This window comes from Pseudomonas sp. BN102 (assembly GCF_029871245.1).
Lineage (GTDB): Bacteria > Pseudomonadota > Gammaproteobacteria > Pseudomonadales > Pseudomonadaceae > Metapseudomonas.
On sequence record NZ_SSON01000065.1, the window covers coordinates 116687 to 141228 of the forward strand.

24 protein-coding genes are annotated in these 24542 nt (G+C 66.0%); 14 read left to right on the plus strand and 10 right to left on the minus strand.

Annotated features, from left to right (window positions below; genetic code table 11):
* Positions 1 to 68 precede the first annotated feature (68 nt).
* Positions 69 to 515 (plus strand): PAS domain-containing protein, encoded by a 447-nt coding sequence (locus E8F12_RS13810; RefSeq protein WP_280325820.1) that lies wholly within the window; start codon positions 69 to 71, stop codon positions 513 to 515.
* 37 nt (positions 516 to 552) lie between these two features.
* On the opposite strand, the gene E8F12_RS13815 is transcribed toward E8F12_RS13810, so the two are convergent.
* On the minus strand, positions 553 to 1500 hold the full coding sequence (locus E8F12_RS13815) for a MerR family transcriptional regulator (RefSeq protein ID WP_280325821.1): 948 nt from the start codon (positions 1498 to 1500) through the stop codon (positions 553 to 555).
* 224 nt (positions 1501 to 1724) lie between these two features.
* Between E8F12_RS13815 and E8F12_RS13820 the strand changes: the two genes are divergently transcribed.
* The 7 genes from E8F12_RS13820 to E8F12_RS13850 all read left to right on the plus strand — a co-directional run bounded on the left by E8F12_RS13820 (position 1725) and on the right by E8F12_RS13850 (position 5685).
* The gene (locus tag E8F12_RS13820; protein WP_280325822.1) at positions 1725 to 2294 is read left to right on the plus strand and encodes an antibiotic biosynthesis monooxygenase; all 570 of its coding nucleotides are present in this window, start codon (positions 1725 to 1727) and stop codon (positions 2292 to 2294) included.
* A gap of 122 nt (positions 2295 to 2416) precedes the next feature.
* Complete coding sequence (gene folM, locus E8F12_RS13825; protein WP_280325823.1) at positions 2417 to 3127, plus strand: dihydromonapterin reductase; 711 nt, start codon at positions 2417 to 2419, stop codon at positions 3125 to 3127.
* A 22-nt stretch (positions 3128 to 3149) separates the two neighbouring features.
* On the plus strand, positions 3150 to 3710 hold the full coding sequence (gene folE, locus E8F12_RS13830) for a GTP cyclohydrolase I FolE (protein WP_280325824.1): 561 nt from the start codon (positions 3150 to 3152) through the stop codon (positions 3708 to 3710).
* A gap of 3 nt (positions 3711 to 3713) precedes the next feature.
* Positions 3714 to 4085, plus strand: a complete 372-nt coding sequence (gene folX, locus E8F12_RS13835) for a dihydroneopterin triphosphate 2'-epimerase (protein WP_280325825.1) — start codon at positions 3714 to 3716, stop codon at positions 4083 to 4085.
* Positions 4086 to 4181: 96 nt separating this feature from the next.
* A complete protein-coding gene (locus E8F12_RS13840; protein ID WP_280290309.1) occupies positions 4182 to 4475 on the plus strand; it encodes a DUF1244 domain-containing protein in 294 nt (97 codons plus the stop codon).
* Positions 4472 to 4813 carry a HopJ type III effector protein gene (locus tag E8F12_RS13845; protein ID WP_280325826.1) on the plus strand — a complete coding sequence of 114 codons (342 nt, stop codon included), beginning with the start codon at positions 4472 to 4474 and terminating at the stop codon, positions 4811 to 4813. The genes E8F12_RS13840 and E8F12_RS13845 overlap by 4 nt, the downstream gene beginning before the upstream one ends.
* A 284-nt stretch (positions 4814 to 5097) precedes the next feature.
* A complete protein-coding gene (locus E8F12_RS13850) occupies positions 5098 to 5685 on the plus strand; it encodes a putative glycolipid-binding domain-containing protein (RefSeq protein ID WP_280325827.1) in 588 nt (195 codons plus the stop codon).
* Positions 5686 to 5791: 106 nt separating this feature from the next.
* Here the strand turns inward: E8F12_RS13850 and trxB are convergent, their stop codons facing one another.
* Complete coding sequence (gene trxB / locus E8F12_RS13855) at positions 5792 to 6739, minus strand: thioredoxin-disulfide reductase (RefSeq protein ID WP_280325828.1); 948 nt, start codon at positions 6737 to 6739, stop codon at positions 5792 to 5794.
* Between the two features lie 287 nt (positions 6740 to 7026).
* Here trxB and cysZ point away from each other — a divergent pair, with 287 nt between their 5' ends.
* Positions 7027 to 7779 carry a sulfate transporter CysZ gene (gene cysZ / locus E8F12_RS13860; RefSeq protein ID WP_280290305.1) on the plus strand — a complete coding sequence of 251 codons (753 nt, stop codon included), beginning with the start codon at positions 7027 to 7029 and terminating at the stop codon, positions 7777 to 7779.
* 78 nt (positions 7780 to 7857) lie between these two features.
* Positions 7858 to 9045, plus strand: coding sequence for a glycosyltransferase family 1 protein (locus E8F12_RS13865; RefSeq protein ID WP_280325829.1), 1188 nt, complete (start codon positions 7858 to 7860; stop codon positions 9043 to 9045).
* On the opposite strand, the gene E8F12_RS13870 is transcribed toward E8F12_RS13865, so the two are convergent.
* The 5 genes from E8F12_RS13870 to E8F12_RS13890 all read right to left on the minus strand — a co-directional run bounded on the left by E8F12_RS13870 (position 9042) and on the right by E8F12_RS13890 (position 13285).
* Positions 9042 to 10001 (minus strand): DegV family protein, encoded by a 960-nt coding sequence (locus tag E8F12_RS13870; protein ID WP_280325830.1) that lies wholly within the window; start codon positions 9999 to 10001, stop codon positions 9042 to 9044. The two genes, E8F12_RS13865 and E8F12_RS13870, sit on opposite strands and share 4 nt — an antisense overlap.
* Before the next feature lie 285 nt (positions 10002 to 10286).
* A complete protein-coding gene (locus E8F12_RS13875; protein ID WP_280325831.1) occupies positions 10287 to 11396 on the minus strand; it encodes an NADH:flavin oxidoreductase in 1110 nt (369 codons plus the stop codon).
* 57 nt (positions 11397 to 11453) lie between these two features.
* Positions 11454 to 12044 (minus strand): TetR/AcrR family transcriptional regulator, encoded by a 591-nt coding sequence (locus E8F12_RS13880; RefSeq protein WP_280325924.1) that lies wholly within the window; start codon positions 12042 to 12044, stop codon positions 11454 to 11456.
* Positions 12045 to 12190: 146 nt separating this feature from the next.
* Positions 12191 to 12673 carry a glutathione peroxidase gene (locus tag E8F12_RS13885; protein WP_280325832.1) on the minus strand — a complete coding sequence of 161 codons (483 nt, stop codon included), beginning with the start codon at positions 12671 to 12673 and terminating at the stop codon, positions 12191 to 12193.
* A 126-nt stretch (positions 12674 to 12799) separates the two neighbouring features.
* Complete coding sequence (locus tag E8F12_RS13890; RefSeq protein ID WP_280325833.1) at positions 12800 to 13285, minus strand: peptidylprolyl isomerase; 486 nt, start codon at positions 13283 to 13285, stop codon at positions 12800 to 12802.
* Between E8F12_RS13890 and E8F12_RS13895 the strand changes: the two genes are divergently transcribed.
* The 4 genes from E8F12_RS13895 to E8F12_RS13910 all read left to right on the plus strand — a co-directional run bounded on the left by E8F12_RS13895 (position 13254) and on the right by E8F12_RS13910 (position 18004).
* Positions 13254 to 13580, plus strand: a complete 327-nt coding sequence (locus tag E8F12_RS13895) for a DUF3565 domain-containing protein (protein WP_280325834.1) — start codon at positions 13254 to 13256, stop codon at positions 13578 to 13580. The two genes, E8F12_RS13890 and E8F12_RS13895, sit on opposite strands and share 32 nt — an antisense overlap.
* A complete protein-coding gene (locus E8F12_RS13900; RefSeq protein WP_280325836.1) occupies positions 13580 to 14746 on the plus strand; it encodes an acetate/propionate family kinase in 1167 nt (388 codons plus the stop codon). Before E8F12_RS13895 ends, E8F12_RS13900 begins: the two co-directional genes overlap by 1 nt.
* A gap of 22 nt (positions 14747 to 14768) precedes the next feature.
* On the plus strand, positions 14769 to 16802 hold the full coding sequence (gene pta, locus E8F12_RS13905; protein WP_280325837.1) for a phosphate acetyltransferase: 2034 nt from the start codon (positions 14769 to 14771) through the stop codon (positions 16800 to 16802).
* A 296-nt stretch (positions 16803 to 17098) separates the two neighbouring features.
* Complete coding sequence (locus tag E8F12_RS13910) at positions 17099 to 18004, plus strand: acyltransferase (protein WP_280325839.1); 906 nt, start codon at positions 17099 to 17101, stop codon at positions 18002 to 18004.
* Between the two features lie 51 nt (positions 18005 to 18055).
* On the opposite strand, the gene E8F12_RS13915 is transcribed toward E8F12_RS13910, so the two are convergent.
* The 3 genes from E8F12_RS13915 to E8F12_RS13925 form a co-directional block, all read right to left on the minus strand.
* A complete protein-coding gene (locus E8F12_RS13915; protein ID WP_280290294.1) occupies positions 18056 to 18370 on the minus strand; it encodes an EthD family reductase in 315 nt (104 codons plus the stop codon).
* Between the two features lie 272 nt (positions 18371 to 18642).
* Complete coding sequence (locus tag E8F12_RS13920; protein WP_280325840.1) at positions 18643 to 20805, minus strand: EAL domain-containing protein; 2163 nt, start codon at positions 20803 to 20805, stop codon at positions 18643 to 18645.
* Complete coding sequence (locus E8F12_RS13925) at positions 20786 to 24526, minus strand: CHASE domain-containing protein (protein WP_280325841.1); 3741 nt, start codon at positions 24524 to 24526, stop codon at positions 20786 to 20788. The genes E8F12_RS13920 and E8F12_RS13925 overlap by 20 nt, the downstream gene beginning before the upstream one ends.
* Positions 24527 to 24542 lie beyond the last annotated feature (16 nt).

The following is a 24542-nucleotide window of genomic DNA, read 5'->3' on the forward strand; positions in this document are numbered from 1 at the left end:
TATGCCGCAACTGGCAAGGCCGGCATGATGCCTTAGACTGCAACGGTCGGACCGCAAGAGCCCCCGCCATGATCAATGCCAAGCTGCTGCAACTGGTGATAGACGCCTCCAACGACGGCATCGTGGTCGCCGAACAGGAGGGCGAGGACAATATCCTCATCTATGCCAATGCCGCCTTCGAACGCCTCACCGGTTATCCCCGCGACGAGATCCTCTACCAGGATTGCCGCTTCCTCCAGGGCGAGGACCGCAACCAGCTGGGCCTCGCCGCGATCCGCCAGGCGCTCCGCAATCGCCAGCCGTGTCGGCAGATCCTGCGCAACTACCGCAAGGACGGCAGCGCCTTCTGGAACGAGCTGTCGATTACCCCGGCGTTCAACGAGTCCGACCAGCTCACCTACTTCATCGGCATTCAGAAGGACGTGACCGAACAGGTGGAGGCCCGCCAGCGGGTGCGCGAACTGGAGGCTGAACTGGCCAGCCTCAAGGCCGAGCTGGCCGAACTCAAGAGCTGAGGGACCTGGCCTACAAGATGCACCGCCCTGCGATGGCTCAGGTATCCAGGTGACCGGCGAGGAACTGCCGCAGGCGCCGCTGCATCAACCGCCCTTCGCTGCCCAGGCAGGCCACCGGGGTACCGTCGAGGTCCTCGCCCATGAGGTCGGCCGTTTCTCCGGCCAGGGCCAGGGGGCAATCCAGGCCCAGGGCCAGGCGGCTGAGCTGGCGGCCGAGGTCGTCAGCCGGCGGGTGATTGGAGAAGAGCACCAGCGCCTGGGGCTGCAGCTTGCCGCAGACCAGCGTCAGTTCTTCCAGGGGCTGGCCGAGGCCAAGCACGCTGACCGCCACTTCACTGCTGCCCAGCAACAGGCCGGCCACCAGCAACTCGAGTTCACGGCCCTGGCCGGGCAAGGGCGCCAGGATCACCCGTTCCTGCTGGCCGCAACGAGCCAGTTGCAGGCGCTGCAGGACGCGGGCGCGGAGGAAGCTGTCGAAGAATACCCATTCGCTGCCGCGACCGAATTCGTCCTGGCGCAGCAGCAGCTCCTGCCACACCGGCATCAGCACATCGGCGAACACCACATGCACGGGGTAACTGGAGAACACCTGGCCGTAGACCCGCTCCAGCCCGGATTCGTCCAGGGCGCTCACGGCGTTGCGCACCTGGGTGCGCCACTCGCTCCATTCCCCGGCCACCACCTCCTGGTAGACCGGCGTCAACGGCGTCTTGGCCGCATTGCTGCGTGCCAGGAGCTTGCCCACCTTGCTCACCGATACACCGCGCTCGATCCAGGCCAGGATGCTGCGCACCGACTCGACATCGGCGAGGGAATAGAGCCGGTGGCCGCTGTCGGTGCGGGTAGGCTGGATCAGACCGTAACGCCGCTCCCAGGCCCGCAGGGTGACCGGATTGACGCCGGTCAGGCGCGAGACTTCGCGGATGGGGAAGAGCTCTTCCCTTTTCAGGGCGCCGGAAGCGGGGGATGCACCGGGTTCGGTCATGGTGGGAAATCGTCAGGGGAAATATTCACGCAGTTTAAACCTAGTTCCGGGGAATCCAATTGGCCGGCAGGCGCGGCGCGACCCGGCGGTCATCCTTACCGCTGGCGCTTTGCGGAAAAAACGGAATAATCCTTGCCTCTTTTTTCACCGCAGCCCATCACCCCGGCGCTGCGTGATGCGCACCGCCCTACCCGGGTGGTCGCCCGGTTGCGAGGAGATACACGATGTCTGCCGATCCCGTCACCCTGATGGTGGCCCGCCGCGTGGCGCGCGAGCGCTACCACGACTTCATGGCCTGGCTGCGTGAAGGCGAGCAACTGGCCGCCGACTTCCCCGGCTATCTCGGCTCCGGCGTGCTGGCGCCACCGCCGGATGACGACGAATTCCAGATGATCTTCCGCTTCGCCGACGAGCCGACCATGGCCGCCTGGGAGCACTCCGCCTCGCGTCGTGCCTGGCTCGACCGTGGCCGCGGGCTGTTCGAGCAGCCCCACGAGCATCGCGCCCTGGGGCTGGACGCCTGGTTCGGCAAGGCGGAATCGCGGCCGCCGCGCTGGAAGCAGAGCGTGGCCATCTGGCTGGCCTTCTTCCCGGTGTCGCTGGCCTTCAACCTGCTGTTCGGTGGCTGGCTGGGCGACCTGCCGCTCGCGCTGCGGATCTTCCTCAGCACCCTGGCGCTGACGCCGCTGATGACCTACTGGTTCATCCCGCTCTCCACTCGCCTGCTCGCTCCCTGGCTGCAAGGCGGCCGCCCTGCCCTCGACCGCGGCGAAGCGGCGGCACAACCGCACTGAGGGCACCCTGTTCGAGGCGCGTCCCGCGGATTTGTACATGTCCCACCCCTGGTATAACGTGGTGCAGATTCGGCCTGCACCACCTTTTTCGCCGGCCCCACTCCTCAGACTTCGAGGTGTACATGAGCCGACCCGCCGCCCCCATCCTGATCACCGGCGCCAGCCAACGCGTCGGCCTGCACTGCGCCGAACGCCTGCTGGACGATGGCCAGCCGGTGATCATCAGCTACCGCAACGAACGCGACAGCGTGCAGCACCTGCGCGAACGAGGCGCCCTGGCGCTGCAGGCGGACTTCTCGAGCGAAGCCGGTATCCTCGCCTTCATCGATGAACTCAAGGGCTGCACCGACAGCCTGCGGGCGATCGTCCACAACGCCTCGGACTGGCTGACCGAAACCCCTGGGCACGAAGCCGAGACCTTCAAGCGCATGTTCAGCGTGCACATGCTGGCGCCCTACCTGATCAACCTGCACTGCGAGGACCTGCTGCGCCGCAGCAGCCCGGCGGATATCGTCCACCTCAGCGACGACGTGGCGCGCAGGGGCAGCGAGAAGCGCATCGCCTACTGCGCCAGCAAGGCCGGGCTGGACAACCTGACCCTGTCGTTCGCTGCGCGCTTCGCCCCGCACATCAAGGTCAACTGCATCGCCCCGGCGCTGGTGATGTTCAACGAGGGCGACGATGAGACCTATCGCAAGAAGACCCTGGCCAAGTCAGCGCTGGGCATCGAGCCCGGCCCGCAGGTGGTCTACCAGGGACTGCGCTACCTGCTGGACAACCCCTACGTCACCGGAACGACGCTCATCCTGAACGGCGGCCGCCACCTCAAGTGAAGCGATCGCAAGGACTTCGACCATGAACGACGAGCTGAGCCGGAATTATCGGGCGATTCTCCTGGGCCTGGGCGAGGATCCGGACCGCGAGGGCCTGCGCGAGACCCCCAAGCGCGCCGCCAAGGCCATGCGCTACCTCTGTCATGGCTACGCGCAGAGCCTGGAGGAGATCGTCAATGGCGCCCTGTTCGACTCGGACAACGACGAAATGGTGATGGTCAAGGACATCGAGCTCTATTCCCTCTGCGAACACCATCTGTTGCCCTTCATCGGCAAGGCCCATGTAGCGTACATTCCCACCGGCAAGGTGCTGGGGCTGTCGAAGATCGCGCGCATCGTCGACATGTTTGCGCGGCGGCTGCAGATCCAGGAGAACCTCACCCGCGAGATCGCCGACGCGGTGCAGCGGGTGACCGACGCCGCCGGCGTGGCGGTGGTGATCGAAGCCCAGCACATGTGCATGATGATGCGCGGCGTGGAGAAGCAGAACTCGGTGATGAGCACCTCGGTGATGCTCGGGGCCTTCAGGGAATCCCAGAACACCCGCCACGAATTCCTGAAACTGATCAAGCGGAGCAATTAGACAATGCCGCGACTGGAACCCGGAATGGCGCGTATCCGCGTCAAGGACCTGCGCCTGCGCACCTTCATCGGCATCAAGGAGGAGGAGATCCTCAACAAGCAGGATGTGCTGATCAACCTCACCATCCTCTACCCGGCCGAGGAAGCGGTGCAGGGCAACGACATCGAACAGGCGCTGAACTACCGCACCATCACCAAGGCGATCATCCAGCACGTCGAAGAGAACCGCTTCGCCCTGTTGGAGCGCCTGACCCAGGAAATCCTCGACCTGGTCATGGCCAACCCCAGCGTGCGCTACGCCGAGGTGGAAGTGGACAAACCCCACGCGCTGCGCTTCGCCGAGTCGGTGTCCATCACCCTCGCCAGCCATCGCTGAAAGCCTGTACAGGATATCGCGAGCCATTTGCCGGAGCCGAGAAGGGCTCTTATCATCCCGGCCACTTCCTCCCGCAAGCCCCAGGAGAATCCTGCCATGACCGAGCAAGAACGCCTCGAACTCGAAGCCGCCGCTTTCCGCAGTCTGGTGCAACACCTGCGTAGCCGCCCCGATGTGCAGAACATCGACCTGATGAACCTTGCCGGCTTCTGCCGCAACTGCCTGTCCAAATGGTACAAGGCCGCCGCCGACGACCTCGGCCTGGACGTCACCCCCGACCAGGCACGCGAAGAGATCTACGGCATGCCCTACGCCGACTGGAAGGCCAAGTACCAGAAAGAAGCCAGCGCCAGCCAACAAGCGGCCTTCAACAAAGCGAACAAAGAATGAGCGACCTGAACGACTTCCGCGCCCGCCTGCACAGCGACCAGCACGTCTTTGCCGAAACCCTCGATTTCATCGCTCGGGGTTACGACTACCAGCAGAGCGCCTTTACCAACGGCAACGTCGAGAACGCCGCCGGGCAGAACGAAGGCTCCTGCAAGACCCTCGGCCTGGCACTGCTGGAAGGCTTCAGCCTCGAGGAGACCCTGCTGGCCTTCGGCGAGCACTACCGTGCCGTGCTGGCCACCCCGGACGGCAATGACCACGGCAATATTCGCGCCCTGATGAGCACCGGCCTCGCCGGCGTGCGCTTCGAGCACCAGCCGCTGCAACGCAAGGCCTGACCCCGCCCCACCGCCCCGTCGGGGCGGTTTCCTTGCGCTTTGGCTTCCGTTTTCTGTCAGCAATATCTGACAGCCTTTTCCCACGCAAACACGTATTCTTCGCAACTGTCAGCTATTTAGGCGGTACGAAGCAGCCCATTGCCTGTACGGGCGAATTCATTCGCCAAGCAGGCCGAAGGCCTGCCCTGCAGAGTCCGTGGGGGCCGCGTTGCGACCCTTGGCGAATGAATTCACCCCTACAAGAGCGCTACACCCAGCCACTGCCCCTCTCCCGGAGCGCACGGATGCAGCAAACCCTCGTGTGGAAACCGCTGACCACGCCCGGAGTCGAGAGCCTGCGGCTCTCCATGGACGAACAGGGCATTCACGCCAGCAGCCACCTGATCCAGAATCGCAACGGCCAGAGCATCGCCGCCACCTATGTGCTGGACAGCGATCCGCGCTGGCGCTTCCGCCACCTCTGGCTGAAGGTCGAGAACCACGGCCAGCGGAGCCTGCGCCTGGACCGCGACGTCCGCGGGCGCTGGTTCCTCGATGGTCAACACCGCCGTGACCTGGACGACTGCCAGCTGGTGATGCTCTCGGCCACCCCCTTCACCCATACCCCGGCACTGCAACGCTGTGCCCTGGAGATAGGCCAGAGCGAGCAGCTGCGGGTCGCCTACGTCGACCTGCCGAGCCTGCGGGTCGACGCCCGCCTGCTGCGCTACCAGTGCCTGCGCCAGCACCGCCAGCACACCCTCTATCGCTGCGAGGCGGAAGGTCGCAAGCCGATCGAGCTGACCGTGGACCGCCAATCCCTGTTGCTGGAAGCCCACGGGCTGTACCAGCGCATGAGCGCCCGCACCCTGTCGCTCAATGCCTGGGTGTAGGCACGGTTTCCTACGAAGAACCCCATCCCCGTAGCGAATTCATTCGCGATCCGCCCCCAAAGGAAAAGCCCCGCAAGTGCGGGGCTTTTCTTTCAAAGGACGCTGCTCACTGCGCGTCGAGGTAACGCTCGACGTCCAGGGCCGCCATGCAGCCGGCACCGGCCGAGGTAATGGCCTGGCGATAGACATGGTCGGCCACGTCGCCGGCGGCGAACACGCCCGGCACGCTGGTAGCGGTGGCATTGCCATCACGGCTGCCGCTGACCACCAGGTAACCGTCCTTGAGGGCCAGTTGGCCTTCGAACAGCGAGGTGTTCGGCGTGTGGCCGATGGCGACGAACAGGCCGTCCACCTTCAGCTCGTCGCTGCTGCCATCCTGGCGCTTCAGTCGCACGCCGGTGACGCCCATGTCGTCGCCCAGCACCTCATCCACCTCGAAGTTCAGCTTGAGCTCGATCTTGCCTTCGGCGACGCGCGCCTTCAGCTTGTCCTGCAGGATCTTCTCGGCGCGGAAGGTTTCACGGCGATGCACCAGAGTGACCTTGCTGGCGATATTGGCCAGGTAGAGCGCCTCTTCCACGGCCGTGTTGCCGCCACCCACCACCGCCACTTCGCGGTTGCGGTAGAAGAAACCGTCGCAGGTGGCGCAGGCGGAGACGCCCTTGCCCATGAAGGCCTGCTCGGATGGCAGCCCCAGGTAGCGGGCGCTGGCGCCGGTGGCGATGATCAGCGCGTCGCAGGTGTAGGTGCCACTGTCACCCACCAGGGTGAAGGGCTTGCCGGCCAGGTCGACGGCATTGATGTGGTCGAAGACGATTTCGGTTTCGAAGCGCTCGGCATGCTCCTGCATGCGTTGCATCAGGGCCGGCCCCGTCAGGCCATGGGGATCGCCCGGCCAGTTGTCGACTTCGGTGGTGGTGGTCAGCTGGCCGCCAGCCTGCATGCCGGTGATCAGCAGCGGCTTGAGGTTGGCGCGGGCGGCGTAGACGGCCGCGGAGTAACCCGCGGGGCCGGAACCGAGGATGATGACCCGCGAATGGCGTGCTTCGGACATGACTGACTCCCGCCCCTTGGGGCATAAAAAGGGGCCACTGCTGCACTTGGGGAAGGCTTTGGATGCAGTGGCCCCGTTGAACAGGGTCTGGCCGCTACGGAGCGGTCAGGAATGGGCGCAAGGTAACTGAGGGCCCTTGATAGCGGAAATACCCGCTATCAATCCCGGCCATAGGCGACACCTATTGGTAAAACGCCCACCAAATTTGTTCCGAGCCGTTTCCAGGCTTTCCACTCCGCCGGCAAAGCCGTTAAGGTCGGCGCGTTTGCAACCCTGGGGGACCACTCATGCCTGCACCCGCTCTTACCGGACCGCAATACCTCGGCGAAGGACTGAAACTGGTCCTGAGCCCCGGACTGCGCCTGTTCGTCCTGCTGCCGCTGACCGTCAACCTGCTGCTGTTCGGCGCCCTGATCGGCTTCGCGGTGCAGGAATTCAGCGGCTGGGTCGACGCCTTCATGCCCAGCCTCCCCGACTGGCTGAGCTTCCTCGAGTACATCCTCTGGCCGCTGTTCGTGCTGCTGGTTGTGGTACTGGTGTTCTTCAGCTTCACCATGCTGGCCAATATCATCGCCGCCCCCTTCAACGGCTTCCTCGCCGAGAAGGTGGAAGTGGTGGTACGTGGCCAGGACGACTTCCCGGCCTTCAGCTGGGCCGAGCTGATGGCCATGATCCCGCGCACGGTGGGCCGCGAGCTGCGCAAGCTGGCCTACTTCCTGCCGCGCGCCGGGGCCCTGTTGATTCTCTCTTTCATCCCGGTGGTCAACCTGGTGGCCGCGCCCCTGTGGATACTTTTCGGCATCTGGATGATGGCGGTGCAGTACATCGACTACCCGGCGGACAACCACAAGCTGGGCTGGAACGAGATGCTCGCCTGGCTGCGGGAGAAGCGCTGGCAGAGCCTGGGCTTCGGCGGCATCACCTACCTGGCGTTGATGATTCCCTTCGTCAACGTCCTGATGATGCCCGCCGCCGTGGCCGGGGCGACGCTGTTCTGGGTCCGCGAGGGTGGTGACCGACAACTCGCCCCCAGGGCCTGAGTCACACTCCGGAGTCCGGTCACACAGACGTCATTCCACTGTCACACGGGCTACATGGCCCGTGTCGACACTGGCGTCATGACCATAGCGCCCCTGTACATCTCGCTGATCAGCGAAACCTTCCTGCCCGAAGTCAACGGCGTGGCCAATACCCTTGGCCGCCTTTGCGACGGCTTGCGCACCGCCGGCCACCGGCTGCAACTGGTGCGCCCGCGCCAGTCCTGCGACCAGGGCCGCAGGAGCGACGATGAACTGCTGCTGATCCGCGGTTGGCCGCTGCCGGGCTATCCCGGCCTGCAATGGGGCCAGTCCTGCCTGCACAAGCTGCTGCGTCGCTGGCGCCAGCGCAAACCGGATGTGCTCTATATCGCCACCGAGGGCCCGCTGGGCTTCTCCGCCCTGCGCGCCGCGCGGCGCCTGGGGATTCCGGTGGTGAGCGGCTTCCACACCAACTTCCAGCAATACACCGGGCACTACGGCGCGGGACTGCTGACGCGCCTGCTGACCAACTACTTGCGCTGGTTCCACAACGCCACCCGGCTAACTCTGGTGCCCAGCGTCAGCCAGCTGCAAGACCTGACCCGACGCGGCTTCGAGCGCCTGCAGCTGCTCTCCCGGGGCGTCGACGGCCAGCTCTTCAACCCCGCCCGCCGCTGCCCGGAGTTGCGCTCACAATGGGGCCTCGGCGAGCAGGACATCGCGGTGATTCACGTCGGCCGCCTGGCCGCGGAAAAGAACCTCGGCCTGCTCGGCGACACCTTCCATCACCTGCAGCGACGTTATCCACAGCTGAGCCTGAAGCTGGTGGTAGTGGGCGACGGCCCGCAACGCACCTCGCTCCAGCGCGCGCTGCCGGACGCTCTCTTCTGCGGCGTGCAGCGAGGCGAGGAGCTGGCCCGGCATTACGCGTCGGGCGACCTCTTTCTCTTCCCCAGCCTGTCGGAAACCTTCGGCAACGTGGTGCTGGAAGCCCTGGCCGCGGGCCTGGCGGTAGTGGCCTTCGACCAGGCCGCCGCAGCACAGCACATCCGCCATGGCCACAACGGCGCCCTGGCGCTGCCGGACGAGCCGGCCAGCTTCCTCGAGGCTGCCGCCTGGCTGCTGGAGGACCCGGAGAACTTGCGCCGGGTACGCCTCAATGCGCGCATGCATGCCGGCCGCCAGGGCTGGGAGGCCATAGTCCAGCAGTTCGAGCAGTATCTGCTGCATGCCCGCCGTCCCGAGCTCGAAAACCCCATCAGTGGCGGCCTGCCGCCACGCGTCTAGGCGAAGGCGGCAGTTGGTGCGGCGAATGCCAGGCTGAGGGCGCCACGGCCCAGGTTGATAGCCCCGGTAGGACTGAGCATGGCCAGCTGCAGGGTCACGCCACGTTCCGTGCAGGCCGCATTCAGTTCGACGAAACCCGGCAGGTCGCGCACCAGGGACAGTTCTCCCGCGAAGCTGATGCACAGCTGCGGCGCCAGCAACTCGCCGGCCAGCACCCGCAACCGCGCGTGGGCCAGCAGCTTCTCCGCCGCCTTGTCGAAGCTGGGCGCCAGGGCAACGGGTTTGTCCTCACCCTGCTGCACGCTGATCACCGGCTTCACGTCGAGCAACGAACCCAGCCCCAGGGCGGCCCCGCGCAAGCGGTCGAGCAGGCCACCGCGCTCACCTTTCTGGAAGCCGCGCCGGCGCAGGTGGCCGAGGTCGTCGGCGACGAGAAAGGTGCGGACCTGCCCGGCCAGTTGCTCCAGCCGCGTGCGCACCGCATTGGGATGGGCGCCATCGCCGATCAGCCGCACCGCCTCGGCGGCCAGCACGGCGCTGCCGGCGAAGATGCTGCACCCATCGACCACCCGCATGGCGAAATGTCCAGCCACCCCGGCCGCTGCACGCCGCTCACGGTAACGCTGGAGCAGGTCGAAGGAGGCCTGGGTAGCGTGCTCGAAGATCGCGCTGCGCTGGGCGGAGATGGTCAGGCAAATGACCTGGTCGTAGCGGGTCACCAGTTCCTCGAGAAACCATTCCTGCATTTCCGCGACCTGCAGCGGCTCGCTGCCGTCCCCCGGCCCGACCATGGGCAACAGCTCGCTGTAGAAAGCCTGGGTGGCCTGCGGCACCCGGCGGTCGATCAGTGACTGCTCGCCGAGCCGGATGCGGATGGGCAGCACCGGGATGCGGTGCTTGAGGAGAAAGTCCTGGGGCAGGTCACAGCTGGCGTCCACTACCAGGCCAATGCGCATGGAATACTCCTTCGGCCGGTGTCCGGCGCTTGTTGTGGTGCGCGCACAGTGCCGGGCGGAAGGGATGGTGTCAGCCCAACTGATTGAGGGTTTCGCGGAGGGTGGTCGATGGCTTCACAGGTAGGTTGGCGCTGAGCGGAGCGAAGCCCAACAAGGCTTGCGCAGCACTCCCAGAATGTCCTGCCACCCAATGTTGGGCTTCGCAGGCTCAGCGCCAACCTACGAAAAGCAAACTGGCGCCTCCAGAACGCAGAAGCCCCGCCTGAGCGGGGCTTCCTTCACGTCTTACACCAGGCTACCCAGGGCATCCCGGCTGAACGGCAGGATGTCCTGCATCCGCCCTTCACGTACTTTCACCGCCCAATCCGGGTCCACCAGCAGGGCACGGCCCACGGCCACCAGGTCGAACTCTTCCTTGTTCAGGCGCTCCAGCAGGCCTTCGATGTTGGCCGGCTGGGCGACCTTGTCGGTCTTGACCATGAACTGCAGGAATTCGCCGTCCAGGCCAACGCTGCCGACGGTAATGGTCGGCTTGCCGGTGAGCTGGCGGGTCCAGCCGGCGAGGTTGAGGTCGGAGCCCTCGAACTCCGGCTCCCAGAATCGGCGGGTGGAGCAGTGGAAGATATCCACACCGGCGTCGGCCAGGGGCTTGAGGAATTCTCCCAGGGCTTCGGAGGTCTGCACCAGGCGCGCGGTGTAGTCCTGCTGCTTCCACTGGGAGAAGCGGAAGATGATCGGGAAATCCGGCCCGACAGCGGCACGTACGGCTTGGACCAACTCAATGGCAAAGCGCGAACGGTTGGCCAGGCTGCCGCCGTATTCGTCGGTGCGCTGGTTGCTGCCTTCCCAGAAGAACTGGTCGATCAGGTAGCCGTGGGCGCCGTGGATTTCCACGCCGTCCATGCCGATGGCCTGGGCGTCGCGGGCGGCCTGGGCGAAGGCGGCGATGACGTTCTGGATGTCATCCGTGGTCATGCCATGGACCACTACCTGGCCGTCCTTCACTTTCTCGCTGGGGCCGTAGCCGGGGACACTGGCGTCCGGCTCGGTGCCCAGGCGGCGGACACTGCCCACATGCCAGAGCTGCGGCACGATGCGCCCGCCTTCGGCATGCACGGCGTCCACCACTTCTTTCCAGCCGGCCAGGGCGTCCTCGCCATGGAAGCGCGGCACATGGGGATAACCGTTGGAGGCCTTGTGGCCGACCGTAGTGCCCTCGGTGATGATCAGGCCGACACCGGCAGCTGCACGGCGGCGGTAGTACTCCACCACCTTGGCATTGGGCACGCCGCCGGGGGAGAAGGAGCGGGTCATCGGCGCCATCACCACGCGGGTGGGCAGTTCCAGTCCGCCGAGGCGGAAGGGTTCGAAGAGGGCGTTTACCAGAGCGGTCATGGGGTCTCCTGTGGCCGGCCAGATGACCGGTCGTCTCGGTTTCAAGGCATTGAAAAATCAGGCCCGGAGCAGCAGTTCCAGGCGGTCCACGAATGCATGCAGGGGGGCGGTCCCGCCGCCCACCTTCAGGCGTGTGAGCACGCCCTGCCAGGCGTTGGCGATGAAGGCGGCGAGGTTGGCGCAGTCTTCACCGGCGGGCAGTTCGCCGGCGGCCACGGCCTCTTCCAGGCAGGCCTGGAGGATGTCTGCGGAGCCTTGCAGAATGCCGTCCACCTGCTCGCCGATGGCGGGCGACAGCTCGGCCATCTCGAAGCTGAGGCTGCCGATGAAGCAGTGGTATTCCGGTTTCTCGCGGCTGGCGAAACGCGCCAGCAGGTCGCGGTAGTAGCCGAGGATACGCTGGCACGGGCTCAGCGCCGGATTGGCCAGGGCCTGGGCATAACGTTCCAGGCGCGGCCGGTAGAGGTACTCCAGGGCCTGCAGGGCGAAGTCTTCCTTGCTGGCGAAGTAGTGATAGAAGGAGCCCTTGGGAATGCCCGCGGCCTGGACGATCTCCTGCACGCCGGTGCCGTGGTAGCCACGGCGGGTCATCACCTGGGAGCCCCTGGCGAGGATGAGGTCGCGTTTGTCGAGTCGGATACTGGCCATGGCGGCGAGCATATGACCGGTCGTCTCGCCCTGCCCAGCACTATTGATCAGCGTGATTGGCGGCCACAGGCCTGGCGGGAATGGAGGAGATGGAGCGCGAACGCGGGGCGGTTCCTTCCGCCCCGGTTGTCATGAGCGGGGGTGGATCAGGCCAGGGCCTTTTCGACGGCCTGGATCAGCGCGGGATCTTCCGGGGCGGTACGCGGCGAGAAGCGCGCCAGCACGCGGCCGTCCTTGCCCACCAGGAACTTCTCGAAGTTCCAGGTAATGTCGCCGGGAAACTCGGCGCCCTCGCCCGCCAGCAGGCGGTACAGCGGATGGCGGGCCGAGCCGTTGACCTCGAGCTTGCTGCCCAGGGGGAAGGTCACCCCATAGTTGAGGCTGCAGAACTCACGGATTTCCTCCTCGCTGCCCGGCTCCTGGGCGGCGAACTGGTTGCACGGCAGGCCCAGCACGGTAAAGCCCTTGTCGCGGTATTGCTGGTAGAGCTTTTCCAGGCCGGCGTACTGCGGGGTCAGGCCGCACTTGGAGGCGACATTCACCACCAGCACCACCTGGCCCTTGAACGGCGCCAACGGCAAGTCCTGACCGTCGAGCGCACGCAGATTGAGGTCGTGAAAGGCACTCATGACTGACTCCTCGAAAATCACAGGGATTTCACAGCAGACAAAAAAGGCGCCCCGGGGCGCCTTTTCGGTTTTTTCAGCTTAGCAGCCGTATGGCGATTTGCCGGGTCGGCAATCGCCGGCGAACGGTCAGTGGTGGTGACCGCCTTCGCCGTGGATGTGACCGTGGGCGATCTCTTCGGCGTTGGCGTCACGCACGTTGACTACCTTGACCTTGAAGTTCAGGCGCTGGCCGGCCAGCGGGTGGTTGCCGTCGACGGTCACGTCGTCGCCGTCGATGTCGCGGATGGTGACGATCTGCATGCTGCCGTCCGGGCCGGAAGCGTGAAACTGCATGCCGACTTCCAGTTGATCCACGCCTTCGAACATCGCGCGGTCCAGGGTGGCGACCAGCTCGGCGCTGTACTCGCCGTAGCCGTCTTCCGGCTCGACGGCGACGCTCAGCTCGTCACCGGCCTGCTTCCCTTCCAGTGCCCGCTCCAGGCCGATGATGATGTTGCCGGCGCCGTGCAGGTACACCAGCGGCGCGCCGCCAGCGGAGCTGTCGATCACCTCACCGGCGTCGTTGGTAAGGGTATAGTCGATGGACACAGCCTTGTTGGCGGCGATCAGCATGGTGCGAGACCTTCTGCAAATGAATGATGAACGAGCAAGTTTAACCGCCCATTTAGACGATTGCGACCCGAACACTGACGGGCGGCCCCGGCTGGTCGGCTATAGACAGGACGAGGACGGTCACTGGGTAGCCCTGCTCTCTTGCGGCCATACTCAACACCTGCGGCACCAGCCACCCTGGCAGTCGCGCGCCTGGGTACTCGACCCTGCTCAGCGCGCTGGCCAGCTGGGCCGCTTCTTCCCCTGCGGCTGGTGCGCCCAGGGCCTGGCGCCCGACTCCATCGAGAAAAGCTGATGCCCGCACGCAATATCCTGGTGATCCACGCCCGCAAGACCTCTGTGCGCTTCGCCCTGGTCAACGAAGCCCACAGCCAGTTCACCCTCCACGGCCTCGCCGAGGGCCTGGGCAGCCGCGATGCCGAACTGCGCTGGCAGCGCGGCGGCGAGAGAGACAGCCTGATGATCCCCAATGCCGACCATCGCGCGGCGCTGTCCCAACTCATGCCCCTGGTCCAGGGCGCCGCCGGCGGCAAGCTGCACGGGGTCGGCCACCATGTGCTGCACGGTGGCGAATTCTTCAGCTCGGCCTGCCGCCTGGAACCGCAAGTGATCCGGCGCCTGCAGGCCCTCGCCCCGCTGGCGCCGCAGCAGATGCCGGCCAGCCTCGCGGGCATCGAGGCGGCGATGCACCTCTTGCCGAACCTGCCCCACGTGGCGGTGTTCGACACCGCCTTCCACCAGACCATGCCCGAGCACGTCTACCGCCTGGCCCTGCCGGATGCGGTATACCGCGACCACGGCCTGCGCCGGTACGCCTTCCACGGCAGCAGCCACCGCTACGTCAGTCATCGCGCCGCCGAGCTGGCCGGGCTGTCCATCGGCGACAGCTGCTGGCTCTCCGCCCACCTGGGCGCCCATGGTTCCGCCTGCGCCATCGTCAATGGCCAGAGCCGCGACGCCAGCATGAACCTGGTGATGGCCACCCGCAGCGGCGACATCGATCCGCACCTCTACACCCAATTGCACCGCAGCCTGGGCTGGAGCCTGGAGAAGATCGACCAGGTGCTGCGCCAGGAAAGCGGCCTGCTCGGTCTTTCGGAGCTGGCCAGCGACATGCGCAGCCTGGAAAAGGCCCGCGACCAGGGTCATGCCGGCGCCACCCTGGCCATCGAGGTCTACTGCTACCGCCTGGCCAAGACCCTGGCCGCCGTGGGCTGCGCCCTGCCGCAGCTGGACGGGCTGATCTTCACCGGCGAAATCGGCGAGAATTCGCCCCTTGTGCGCAGCAAGACGGTGGACCACCTGAAGCTGCTCAACCTGGCCATCGACCGCGAAGCCAACGCCCGCTGTGTGCGCGGCGTCGCCGGCCCGATCCACAAGCGCGGCCATCCGCGCGTGCTGGTGGTGCCGACCAACGAAGAACGCCAGATCGCCTTCGACACCCTGGCCCTGCTCGCCTGAACCGCTTTAGCCAAGGAGCCCCATGCACTGCTTTTTCATCGCCCCGACCGGCTTCGGCGTCGGCCTTACTTCCACCAGCCTCGGCCTGGTGCGTGCCCTCGAGCTGGCCGGCCTGCAGGTCGGCTTCCTCAAGCCCGTGGCCCAGCCACACCCCGGCGACCTCGGCCCGGAACGCTCCACCGAACTGGTGGCCCGCACCCACGGCCTCAAACCGCCCATGCCGCTGGGCCAGTCCCAGGTGGAGCGGATGCTCGCCGACGGCCAGCTCGACGAGCTGCTGGATGAGATAACCCGCCTCTACCAGCAAGCGGCCCAAGGCAAGGACGTGGTGATAGTCGAGGGCATGGTGCCGACCCGCCACGCCAGCTACGCCGCGCGGATCAACTTCCACCTCGCCAAGAGCCTGGATGCCGACGTCATCCTGGTCTCGGCGCCGGAAGACGAGAGCCTGTCCGAGCTGTCCGACCGCCTGGAGATCCAGGCCCAGCAGTTCGGCGGTCCGCGCGACCCCAAGGTGCTCGGGGTGATCCTCAACAAGGTGCGTGAAGAGAACTTCACCAAACGCCTCAAGGAACAGTCGCCACTGCTGCGCGGAAACGACTTCCGCCTGCTCGGCAGCGTGCCCTGGCTGGATGAGCTGAACGCCCCGCGTACCCGCGACGTCGCCGACCTGCTGGGCGCGCAGGTGATCCACGCCGGCGACTACGACCAGCGCCGGGTGCAGAAGATAGTGGTATGCGCGCGCACCGTGCCCAACACCGTGCAGCAGCTCAAGCCCGGCGTGCTGGTAGTGACACCCGGGGATCGCGACGACATCATCCTCGCCGCCAGCCTGGCCTCCATGAACGGCGTGCCCCTGGCCGGCCTGCTGCTCTCCAGCGACATCCAGCCCGACCCGCGCACCCTGGAACTCTGCCGCGGCGCCCTGCAAGGGGGCCTGCCGGTGCTGGGCGTGGCCACCGGCACCTACGACACCGCCACCAACCTGAACAGGATGAACCGGGAAATCCCGGTGGACGACCGCGAGCGCGCGGAGAAGGTCACCGAGTTCGTCGCCCGCAACCTCGACCTCGATTGGCTGCGCGCACGCTGCGGCGCGCCGAGCGCGCAGCGCCTGTCGCCGCCGGCATTCCGTCACCGCCTGATCCAGCAGGCCCAACTGGCCGGCAAGCGCATCGTCCTGCCCGAAGGCAGCGAGCCGCGCACCGTCCAGGCGGCCGCGGCTTGCCAGGCCCGCGGCATCGCCCACTGCGTGCTGCTGGCCAAGCCGGAGGACGTGCGCGCCGTGGCCAGCGCCCAGGGCATCACCTTGCCGGAGGGCCTGGAAATCCTCGACCCGGACCTGGTCCGCGAGCGCTATGTGCAGCCCATGGTGGAGCTGCGCCAGAACAAGAGCCTGAACGCGCCCATGGCCACCGCCCAGCTGGAGGACAACGTGGTGCTGGGCACCATGATGCTGGCCCTGGACGAGGTGGACGGCCTGGTCTCCGGCGCCATCCACCCCACTGCCAACACCATCCGGCCGGCCCTGCAGCTGATCAAGTCGGCCCCCGGCTACCGCCTGGCGTCGTCGGTCTACCTGATGCTGCTGCCGGAGCAGGTGGTGGTCTACGGCGACTGCGCGGTGAACCCCGAGCCGGATGCCGGCGACCTGGCGGAAATCGCCCTGCAGAGCGCCGACTCGGCCGAAGCCCTGGGCATCATCCCGCGGGTGGCGCTGATCAGCGATTCCGGCGACACGGCGGAAGAGACCAAGGTCCGCGAGGCACTCAAGCAGGCCCGCGCGGCCCGCCCCGACCTGTCCATCGACGGTCCACTGCCCTATTCCACCGCCACCCGCGATGGCCGCACCACGGTGTTCGTATTCCCCGACCTCGCCAGCGGCGACGCGGCCTACAAGGAAGCGCAACAGGGCAACTACGTGGCCAGCGGCGGCCTGATGCTGCAGGGGCTGCGCAAGCCGGTGAATGACCTGCCCCGCAATGTGCTGGTGGACGACATCATCCACACCATCGCCCTGACGGCGATCCAGGCAGCCTGTGGAAACGAGGGCTGACAGACCCGCACCTTGCTGGGTACTTCCTCTGTAGGGGCGAATTCATTCGCCAAGCAGGCCGAAGGTCTGCCGGCGGACTCGACAGGGGCTGCTGCGCAGCCCTTGGCGAATGAATTCGCTCCTACAACTGAGCCTCCGAATCAGACTCGCTCCCGACCGCCCGGTCACCCTTCGCGCTTGCAGTCCAGTGAACAACCGTTAACCTTGGCCACCATTCTGCCCGCAGCCAGGGAATGCTGCGGGCCCGACCATAACGAGGTGGCCATGACCACCCCACGGTGAGGCTGCATCCCTTCATGCTGAGTTTTATCCCCTCCCCCCTGCGCGGCGTGCTGGCGGCGCTGCTGCTGACCCTCAACACCCTGCTCTGCTGCATTCCGCTGTTCGCCGTCACCCTCTTGAAGTTGCTGCTGCCCTTCCGCGCCACCAGGCGCGCCCTGAACTGGGCGGCCAGCTTCATCGCCGAGGCCTGGATCAGTTGCAACAAACTATGGATGCGCCTGGTGCGCGACACCCACTGGGACGTGGACGGCCTGGCCGAGCTGGATTACCAGCGCAGCTACCTGGTCACCAGCAACCATCAGAGTTGGGTCGACATCCTGGTGCTGCAGCACCTGCTCAATCGCCGCATCCGCCTGCTGCGCTTTTTCCTCAAGCAGGAGCTGATCTGGGTTCCGGTGATCGGCCTGTGCTGGTGGGCGCTGGATTTCCCCTTCATGAAGCGCTACTCCAAGGCCTACCTGGCCAAGCACCCCGAGAAGCAGGGCAAGGACCTGGAAACCACGCGCCGCACCTGCGCCAAGTTCCGCGAAAACCCGGTGGGCATCTTCAACTTCCTCGAAGGCACCCGCTTCACCCGCACCAAGCACAACCAGCAGGGCTCGCCCTTCAAATACCTGCTCAAGCCCAAGGCTGGCGGCATCGCCTTCGTGCTCGACGCCATGGGCGAGCAACTGCATTCGCTGATCAACGTCACCATCCACTACCCGGACGGCAGCCCGAGCTTCTGGACCCTGCTGACCGGAAAACTGCGCAAGGTGGTGGTGCGTATCGAAACGCTGGAAATACCCCAGGAATTCATCGGCCGGAGTTACGACCAGGACGAGCGGTACCGCCTGGCCTTCCAGCAGTGGGTGAACCGCCTATGGGAAGCCAAGGATGCCCGCCTGGAGCGCCTGCACCAGCAGTTCCCGCCGGCCTGAATCGCCAGGAAACGAAAAAGCCCGCAAATTGCGGGCTTTTCATTGGGTTCTCTATGCCGTTTGTAACACCTCGTCCACCTGGAGCAGGGGCGCCAGGTTGGTGTAGTTGGGGATATCGGCGCTTATCTCGTCGCCGTTCAGGTCCAGCGTGCTGCGCAGTTCCTCCACAGACAGTACCCAGATGTTGGCCATGCAGATGAACGGCGCTACGGCGCCATCGACTGAGGCCAGACCCTTGCGCACTTCGACCTTCACCAGGTTTTCGCCGATCAGGCGAGTCAGGAGTGGGATGTGTTCCTCGCAGTAGTAGGTGAAATCGAACTTGGCGCCCGGTGCATTGGGGTACGCCACAACGAAGCAGTACATGGAGCCTCCTTATCGCGGTATGCCGGGGGCGCGATCCTGAATGCCCCGACAGGTGAAGTGTAGGCCCGGTGGCTGGGGTATGCGTGGTACTGGAGTGCGTCTGCCTGGCAATTGAAGTGGCTGTGCCTGCGTTGGCCAGGTATCAATCGACGAGCCGGAGTCCTTGCTGGCTCCTGCAAGGACTCCGGCCTGCTGCAACACGTGACGGGAACAGAGCCATTGAAATCGCCCCCACAGGCGGCAGCCTCGCATCCGGGCGTGCCGTTGCCTCTTCAGGGAGACGGGGTGGGAGCAAGGCTGTCGGCAGCCTCCCGCAAGGCATTCCAGTCCACCACCCGCGGCAGCGCCTCGGCCTTGGCCACCGGCAGGCCCGGTGCCACCAGGAAACCCTGCATGAAGGTGCAGCCATGCTCCCGCAGCCAGTCGCGCTGGGCCATGGTTTCCACCCCTTCGGCGATGACTTCCAGGCCCAGGTGGCGACTGAGGTCGATGATGGTGCTGACCACCGCGGCGTCGCGCCGCGACTCCAGCATGTTGGAGATGAACAGGCGGTCGATCTTCAGGGTATCCAGCTCGAAATGGCGCAGGTAGGCCAGGGACGAGTAGCCGGTGCCGAAGTCGTCGATGGCGATCCGTACGCCCAGGGCGCGTAACTGCCGCAACTGTTCGCGGGTCAGTTCGAGATCCTGCATCAGCGCGCTTTCGGTGACCTCCACTTCCAGCTGCGCGGGTCGCAGGCTGAACTCGCCCAGCACGCGGCGCAGGTCGTCCACCAGCTGCGGCATGCCGAACTGCACCGGGCTGACGTTGAGGCTGACGATCAGGCCATCGCCGAAGCCCGGTCCCCAGGCACGGCACTGGTTCGCCCCCTCTCGCAGGACCCAGCCGCCCAGGCGGTTGATCAGCCGGGTTTCCTCCAGCAGCGGGATGAACACATTGGGCGCCACCGTGCCGGCGACCCGGTGTTCCCAGCGCAGGAGGGCCTCGAAGCCGCGAAGGCGACCGGTCTCGATATGGATCTGCGGCTGGTAGACCAGGTGGAAGTCCTTCTGCTCGATGGCGTTGCGCAGGCTTTCCTCCAGCATCAGCCTGGAGCGGGCCCGCCCGTTCATCTCCGGCGAGTAGAAGCGGTACTGCTGGCGACCGGCGCGCTTGGCCTCGTACATGGCGATATCCGCGGCGCGCAACAGGCCGTCGACGCTCTGCCCGCATTCCGGGAAGCAGGCGATGCCGACGCTGGCGCCGAGGGTGACGTCTATGCCGTCGATGCGGTGGCGCACCGAGATCAGCTCGATCAGCTTCTCCGCCACTCGCGCGGCGTCCTCGGGGTGGTCCAGGGTATCGAGCAAGGCGGTGAACTCGTCGCCGCCCATGCGCGCGAGGATGTCGTACGGGCGCAGGCAGCTCTTCAATTGCTCGGCCACCCGCCGCAGGATGCCGTCGCCGGCATCGTGGCCGAGGGAGTCATTGATCAGTTTGAAACCGTCCAGGTCCAGATAGAGCACCGCCATGCGCTTGCCGTTGCGCTCGACGCGCGCCAGGGAAGCCTCCAGCGCCTTGTGGAAACCGCGGCGGTTGAGCAGTCCGGTCAAGGCGTCGGTGATGGCCTGGGACTCCAGCTGGGCATGCAGCTGGCGCACCACCGACATGTCCAGGGCGATCACCACCATCGACCGCTGCAGGCGCGGCAGCGGCGAGGACGAAAGCGCCACCGGCAGGCATTCGCCGACCAGGGTCTTGAGGCTGGCGTCGTGCAGGCGGTAGGTCTCGTTGCGCTTCCAGTGGCGGAAGAAATCCGAGTCGCGCCAGTCTCCTTCCATTTCCGGGTGACTGATCAGCCTCAGCAGCGGCTGGCCTTCCAGGTCCTCCACCGTGCCCTGGAGCATCTGCGCCATGGCCGGGTTGGCGAAGCTGATGATGCCGTCCTCGCCGACGACCAGTATTCCTTCAGCAGCGTTCTCAAGAACCGACGCATTGAAGGCGCGGGCGCTGTCCAGCTGCTGGCTGAGCAGCAGAAGGTCGCGGCGATTGCGTTCGTGGGCCAGCAGCGTCTGGATCTTGTGCCGCAGCACCTGGGGATCGAAGGGCTTGAGGATGAAGTCCACTGCGCCGGAGGAGTAACCCTGCAGCACGGCGTCCTGGGTGTGGGCGATGGCGGAGATGAAGATGATCGGCGTGTAGCGGGTCAGCGGGCTGCTGCGCATCAGACGGGCGACTTCGAAGCCGTCCATGCGCGGCATCTGCACGTCCAGCAGGACCAGGCCGACTTCTTCCTCCAGCAGGCATTTCAGCGCAGCCTCGCCGGAATCCACGGTGCGTACCTGCCATTCGCCGTCGTCCAGCAGCGCCTCCATGGCGGCAAGGTTTTCCTGGCGGTCGTCCACCACCAGCAGGATGTTGGCCGCAGGGGCCTTCTTAGGCTGCAGGCGCGCCATGGCGACCTCCAGGTTTTTCCAGCCAGCGGTAGAGCATGTCCAGCAGCTCCTGGCGGCTCACCGGCTTGGCCAGGTAGTCGTCGGCGCCGGCGGTTATGCATTTTTCGCGGTCACCTTTCATGGCGTGGGCGGTCAGGGCGATCACCGGGATGCCGCAGCCGTGTTCCTGCTTGAGTACGCGGGTGGCGGTGTAGCCGTCCATATTGGGCATCGCTATGTCCATCAGGATCAGGTCGAATGGTTCGCGCTGGAAGCAGGCGATGGCTTCCAGGCCGTCGCCGGCGGCGGTAACCTTCAGGCCCACCTCGTCGAGCAGGGCGCTGAGGGCGTAGATATTGCGCACATCGTCGTCCACCAGCAGCACTCGGCTGCCTTCCAGCGGGTCCATCCCCTTGACCTTGTCCGGCAGCGTCTGCGGCTGGCGCACGCTGGCGAGGAACCCCTGGACCGCCGAGCTGAGGTTGCCCAGGTCCTCGCCCTCCTTGCGCACCACCACCGCCGAGTAACGGCGCAGGCGCTGCAGGTTCTGCTGATTGACGTCGACGCCGGTGTTGATCACCACCCGCGAGCCATTCAGGGAGCGTTGCCGGTCAAGGTTATCGAGCAGCTCGAAGCCGTCCTGGTCGGGCAGGTCGAGGTCGATCACCAGCGCGGAGAAATCCTTCTCGGCATAGGCACGGCGGGCCCCCTCGCCGCTGGCGCTGGCCACCACCTTGAAGCCGAGTCGTTCCAGGTGCTCGCGGTAATGCTCGCGCTCCACGTCGACGTCCTCGACCAGCAACAGGTTGCGCTCCGCCTGCGAGCTGCCGCCCTCCAGGTCCTGGAACACCTGCTCCAGGTCCTCGCGGGCGATCGGCTTGACCAGGTAGCGGGTGTCGTCCTCGTTCCAGTCCTGGGGCTGGGGCACGCAGGAAATGATGTTTACCGGGGTGGCGCGGTGGTTCGCCTGGCTGCGCAGGCGGCGGTAGATTTGCCAGCCGCTGGCATCGGGCAGCAGGATGTCGAGGATGACCGCGGCGAAACGCTCGTGCTGGAGCAGGCCGATCGCCTGCTTGCCGCTGCGGCAGTGGACGCTGGAGAAGCCATGGGCCTGGGCCTCCTCCGCTATCACCGAGGCGAAGTTGACGTCGTCCTCGACTATCAGCACCGCAGGCCCCTGGCCACTGCGCAGCGGTTGTTCCGGTTCCTCTTCGTCCTTCGGCTGGGTGGCGGCCACCGCCACCGGCAACCGGACAATGAAGCGCGAGCCGCGCCCAGGCACGCTCTCCAGGCTGATTTCACCATCCAGGGCGAGTACCAGTTGGCGGGTGATGGCCAGCCCCAGTCCGGTGCCACCGAAGCGCCTGCTGGTGGAGCCGTCTATCTGCTGGAAGGCCTGGAAAATGCGCTCGTGCTGGTCTTCGGGGATGCCGATGCCGGTATCGCGGACGGCGAAGCGCAGCGCCTCGCGCTCGTCGGTGGCTGCCGTCGGGTCCAGTTCGACCGAGACCTCCACCTCGCCCTGCTCGGTGAACTTCAGTGCGTTGGACAGCAGGTTGCGCAGTATCTGATGCAGGCGCACCCGGTCGCTGTGGATAACCCGCGGCACGCCGGCCTGGACCTGAGTGATCAGCCGCAGGCCCTTGATCTCGGCCATGGGTCGCAGGCTGCCGTCCAGCTCGGCGAGCATGTCCTGGACATTCAGCGGTTCCAGCTTGAGCTGCATGCGCCCGGCCTCGACCTTGGCCAGGTCGAGCACATCGTTGATCAGCTGCAAGAGGTCACTACCGGCGCGGTGGACGATATCGGCGTGGCGGATCTGCTTCTCGGTGAGGTTGCCGACCATGTTCTGCCGCAGCTGGTCGCTGAGGATGAGGATGCTGTTCAGCGGCGTGCGCAGCTCATGGGACATGTTGGCGAGGAACTCGGATTTGTAGCGGTTGGCCAACATCAACTGCTCGGCCTGGTCACGGAGGCGCTGCTCGGCCGCCTTGCGCTCGCTGATGTCGATGATCACCGCCTGCACCAGCATTTCGCGACCGGCGCGGATCGGCGACAGCCCCACCTCCAGCGGAATCATGCGGCCGTCGCGGTGCTGGCCAAAAAGCTCGCGGTTGCTGCCCATGCGCCGTTGCTCGGGCTTGCGCTGGAAGCTTTCGCGCAGCGCCACATGAGCGTCGCGCAGGGCGTCGGGCAGGAGCAGCTCCACAGGGGACTCGAGCAATTCCTCGCGGCCGTAGCCGAACAGGAGTTCGGTCTGGCGGTTGACCATGGCGATCCGCCCGCTGGTGTCCACCAGGACGACGGCGTTGGGCGAGGCCTCGACCACCAGGCGAAACCGCTCCTCCGCGCTCTTGCGCGCCTGCAGGTCCACCAGGTTGATCAGGAAGCGCCGGCCCACGCCATGGCGCAGGCTGCTCAGGGTCAGCGCCACCGGGATGCGCTCGCCGCTCTCCTGCAATGCCTCGACTTCCGTCAGCTGAGTGGGGGCCTGGTCACCTTCGCCCGGTTGGAGGCCGGCGACTTTAGGCACGAAGCGCTGCAGACGCTGCCCCGGGAGGTGATTGGCGTCGCAGGCCAGCAGATCGCCCGCGCTGGCATTGGCCATTTCGATCCGCCCCTGGGCGTCGCAGATCAGGGTTGCCACCGGCAGGTGCTGCAAGAGCAGACGGAAGCGCTCTTCCCGCTCGGCGAGTTCGGCGGTGGCGAACTGGCTGAGCTGCAATTGCCGCTCGCGGTGGTAGAGATAACCGCCCACCAGCAGCGAGAGCAGCAGCGCGGCAGCCAGGCCGGTCCAGAGACTGAAGGCGATCCGGCTGGTGCCCAGCATCGCTTCGTACTCCGCCGTGCTGCCCACGCCCAGGGCCCAGGTGCGGCCGAACAGCTTGATCTCCTCGACCTGGTGGAAACGTGGCTGGCGGGTGCTGCCAGTCGGCTCCAGCAGAGGGGCGCCGGGGTTGCCGAGGTCCTTGAGGTCGATGCTGTAGAGCGTGTTCTGTGTGCCGAGGATGCCGTCCATCAGGTCGTGAACGCGGAAGGCGCCGCAAACCATGCCGAGCAGGGCCGCACGGCGCTCCTCGGTTGTGATGACGGGCGCCTCCGGGCGGTACACCGGCATGTAAAGCAGCAGGCCACTCTGGACTTCCTGGTCGGTTTCCTGCCGGAGCCTGATCGGCCCGGTGAGGCTGGCCTCGCCCGTATCCCGCGCCATGTCAAGGGCCTGCCTGCGTACCTCTTCGGTGAGCATGTCGAAGCCCAGGGTGCGGCGGTTGCGCCAGTCCAGGGGGCTGCTGTACTGCACCAGGATGTATTCGTCCCGCGGGCCCTGGGGGAAGACGCGGAAGTCGCGGCGGCCCTGGTCCCAGATCTCGCCGACGAACTCGTTGAGTTCGTCCTTCTTCAGGTAGGGCGCCCAGGCCAGGGCCTGAATGCCCGGATAGCGATCCTGCAGCTGCAGCTGGTCGCTGGCCCGCGCCCACTCCTCGGCGGAAACCAGGGTGCTGCCGACCATCAGGCCGGACATGCCGCGCAGGACCATTTCATAGGCGTGCATGCGGGCGTTGACGCGTTGGGCGATCTCCTCGGCCTCGATCTTGAAGCGCAGCTCGTGTTCGCTGCTGTTGCGCGCTTCCAGAGCCAGCCACTGCCAGAGCACCAGGCCGCCAAGGACGAGCATCAGGGCGAGGGTCACCAGCAGCGGCAACAGGTACTTGTTGGGTAGGGAAAACTGTCGGTCGTCCATGCAGACTCCTGTCCAC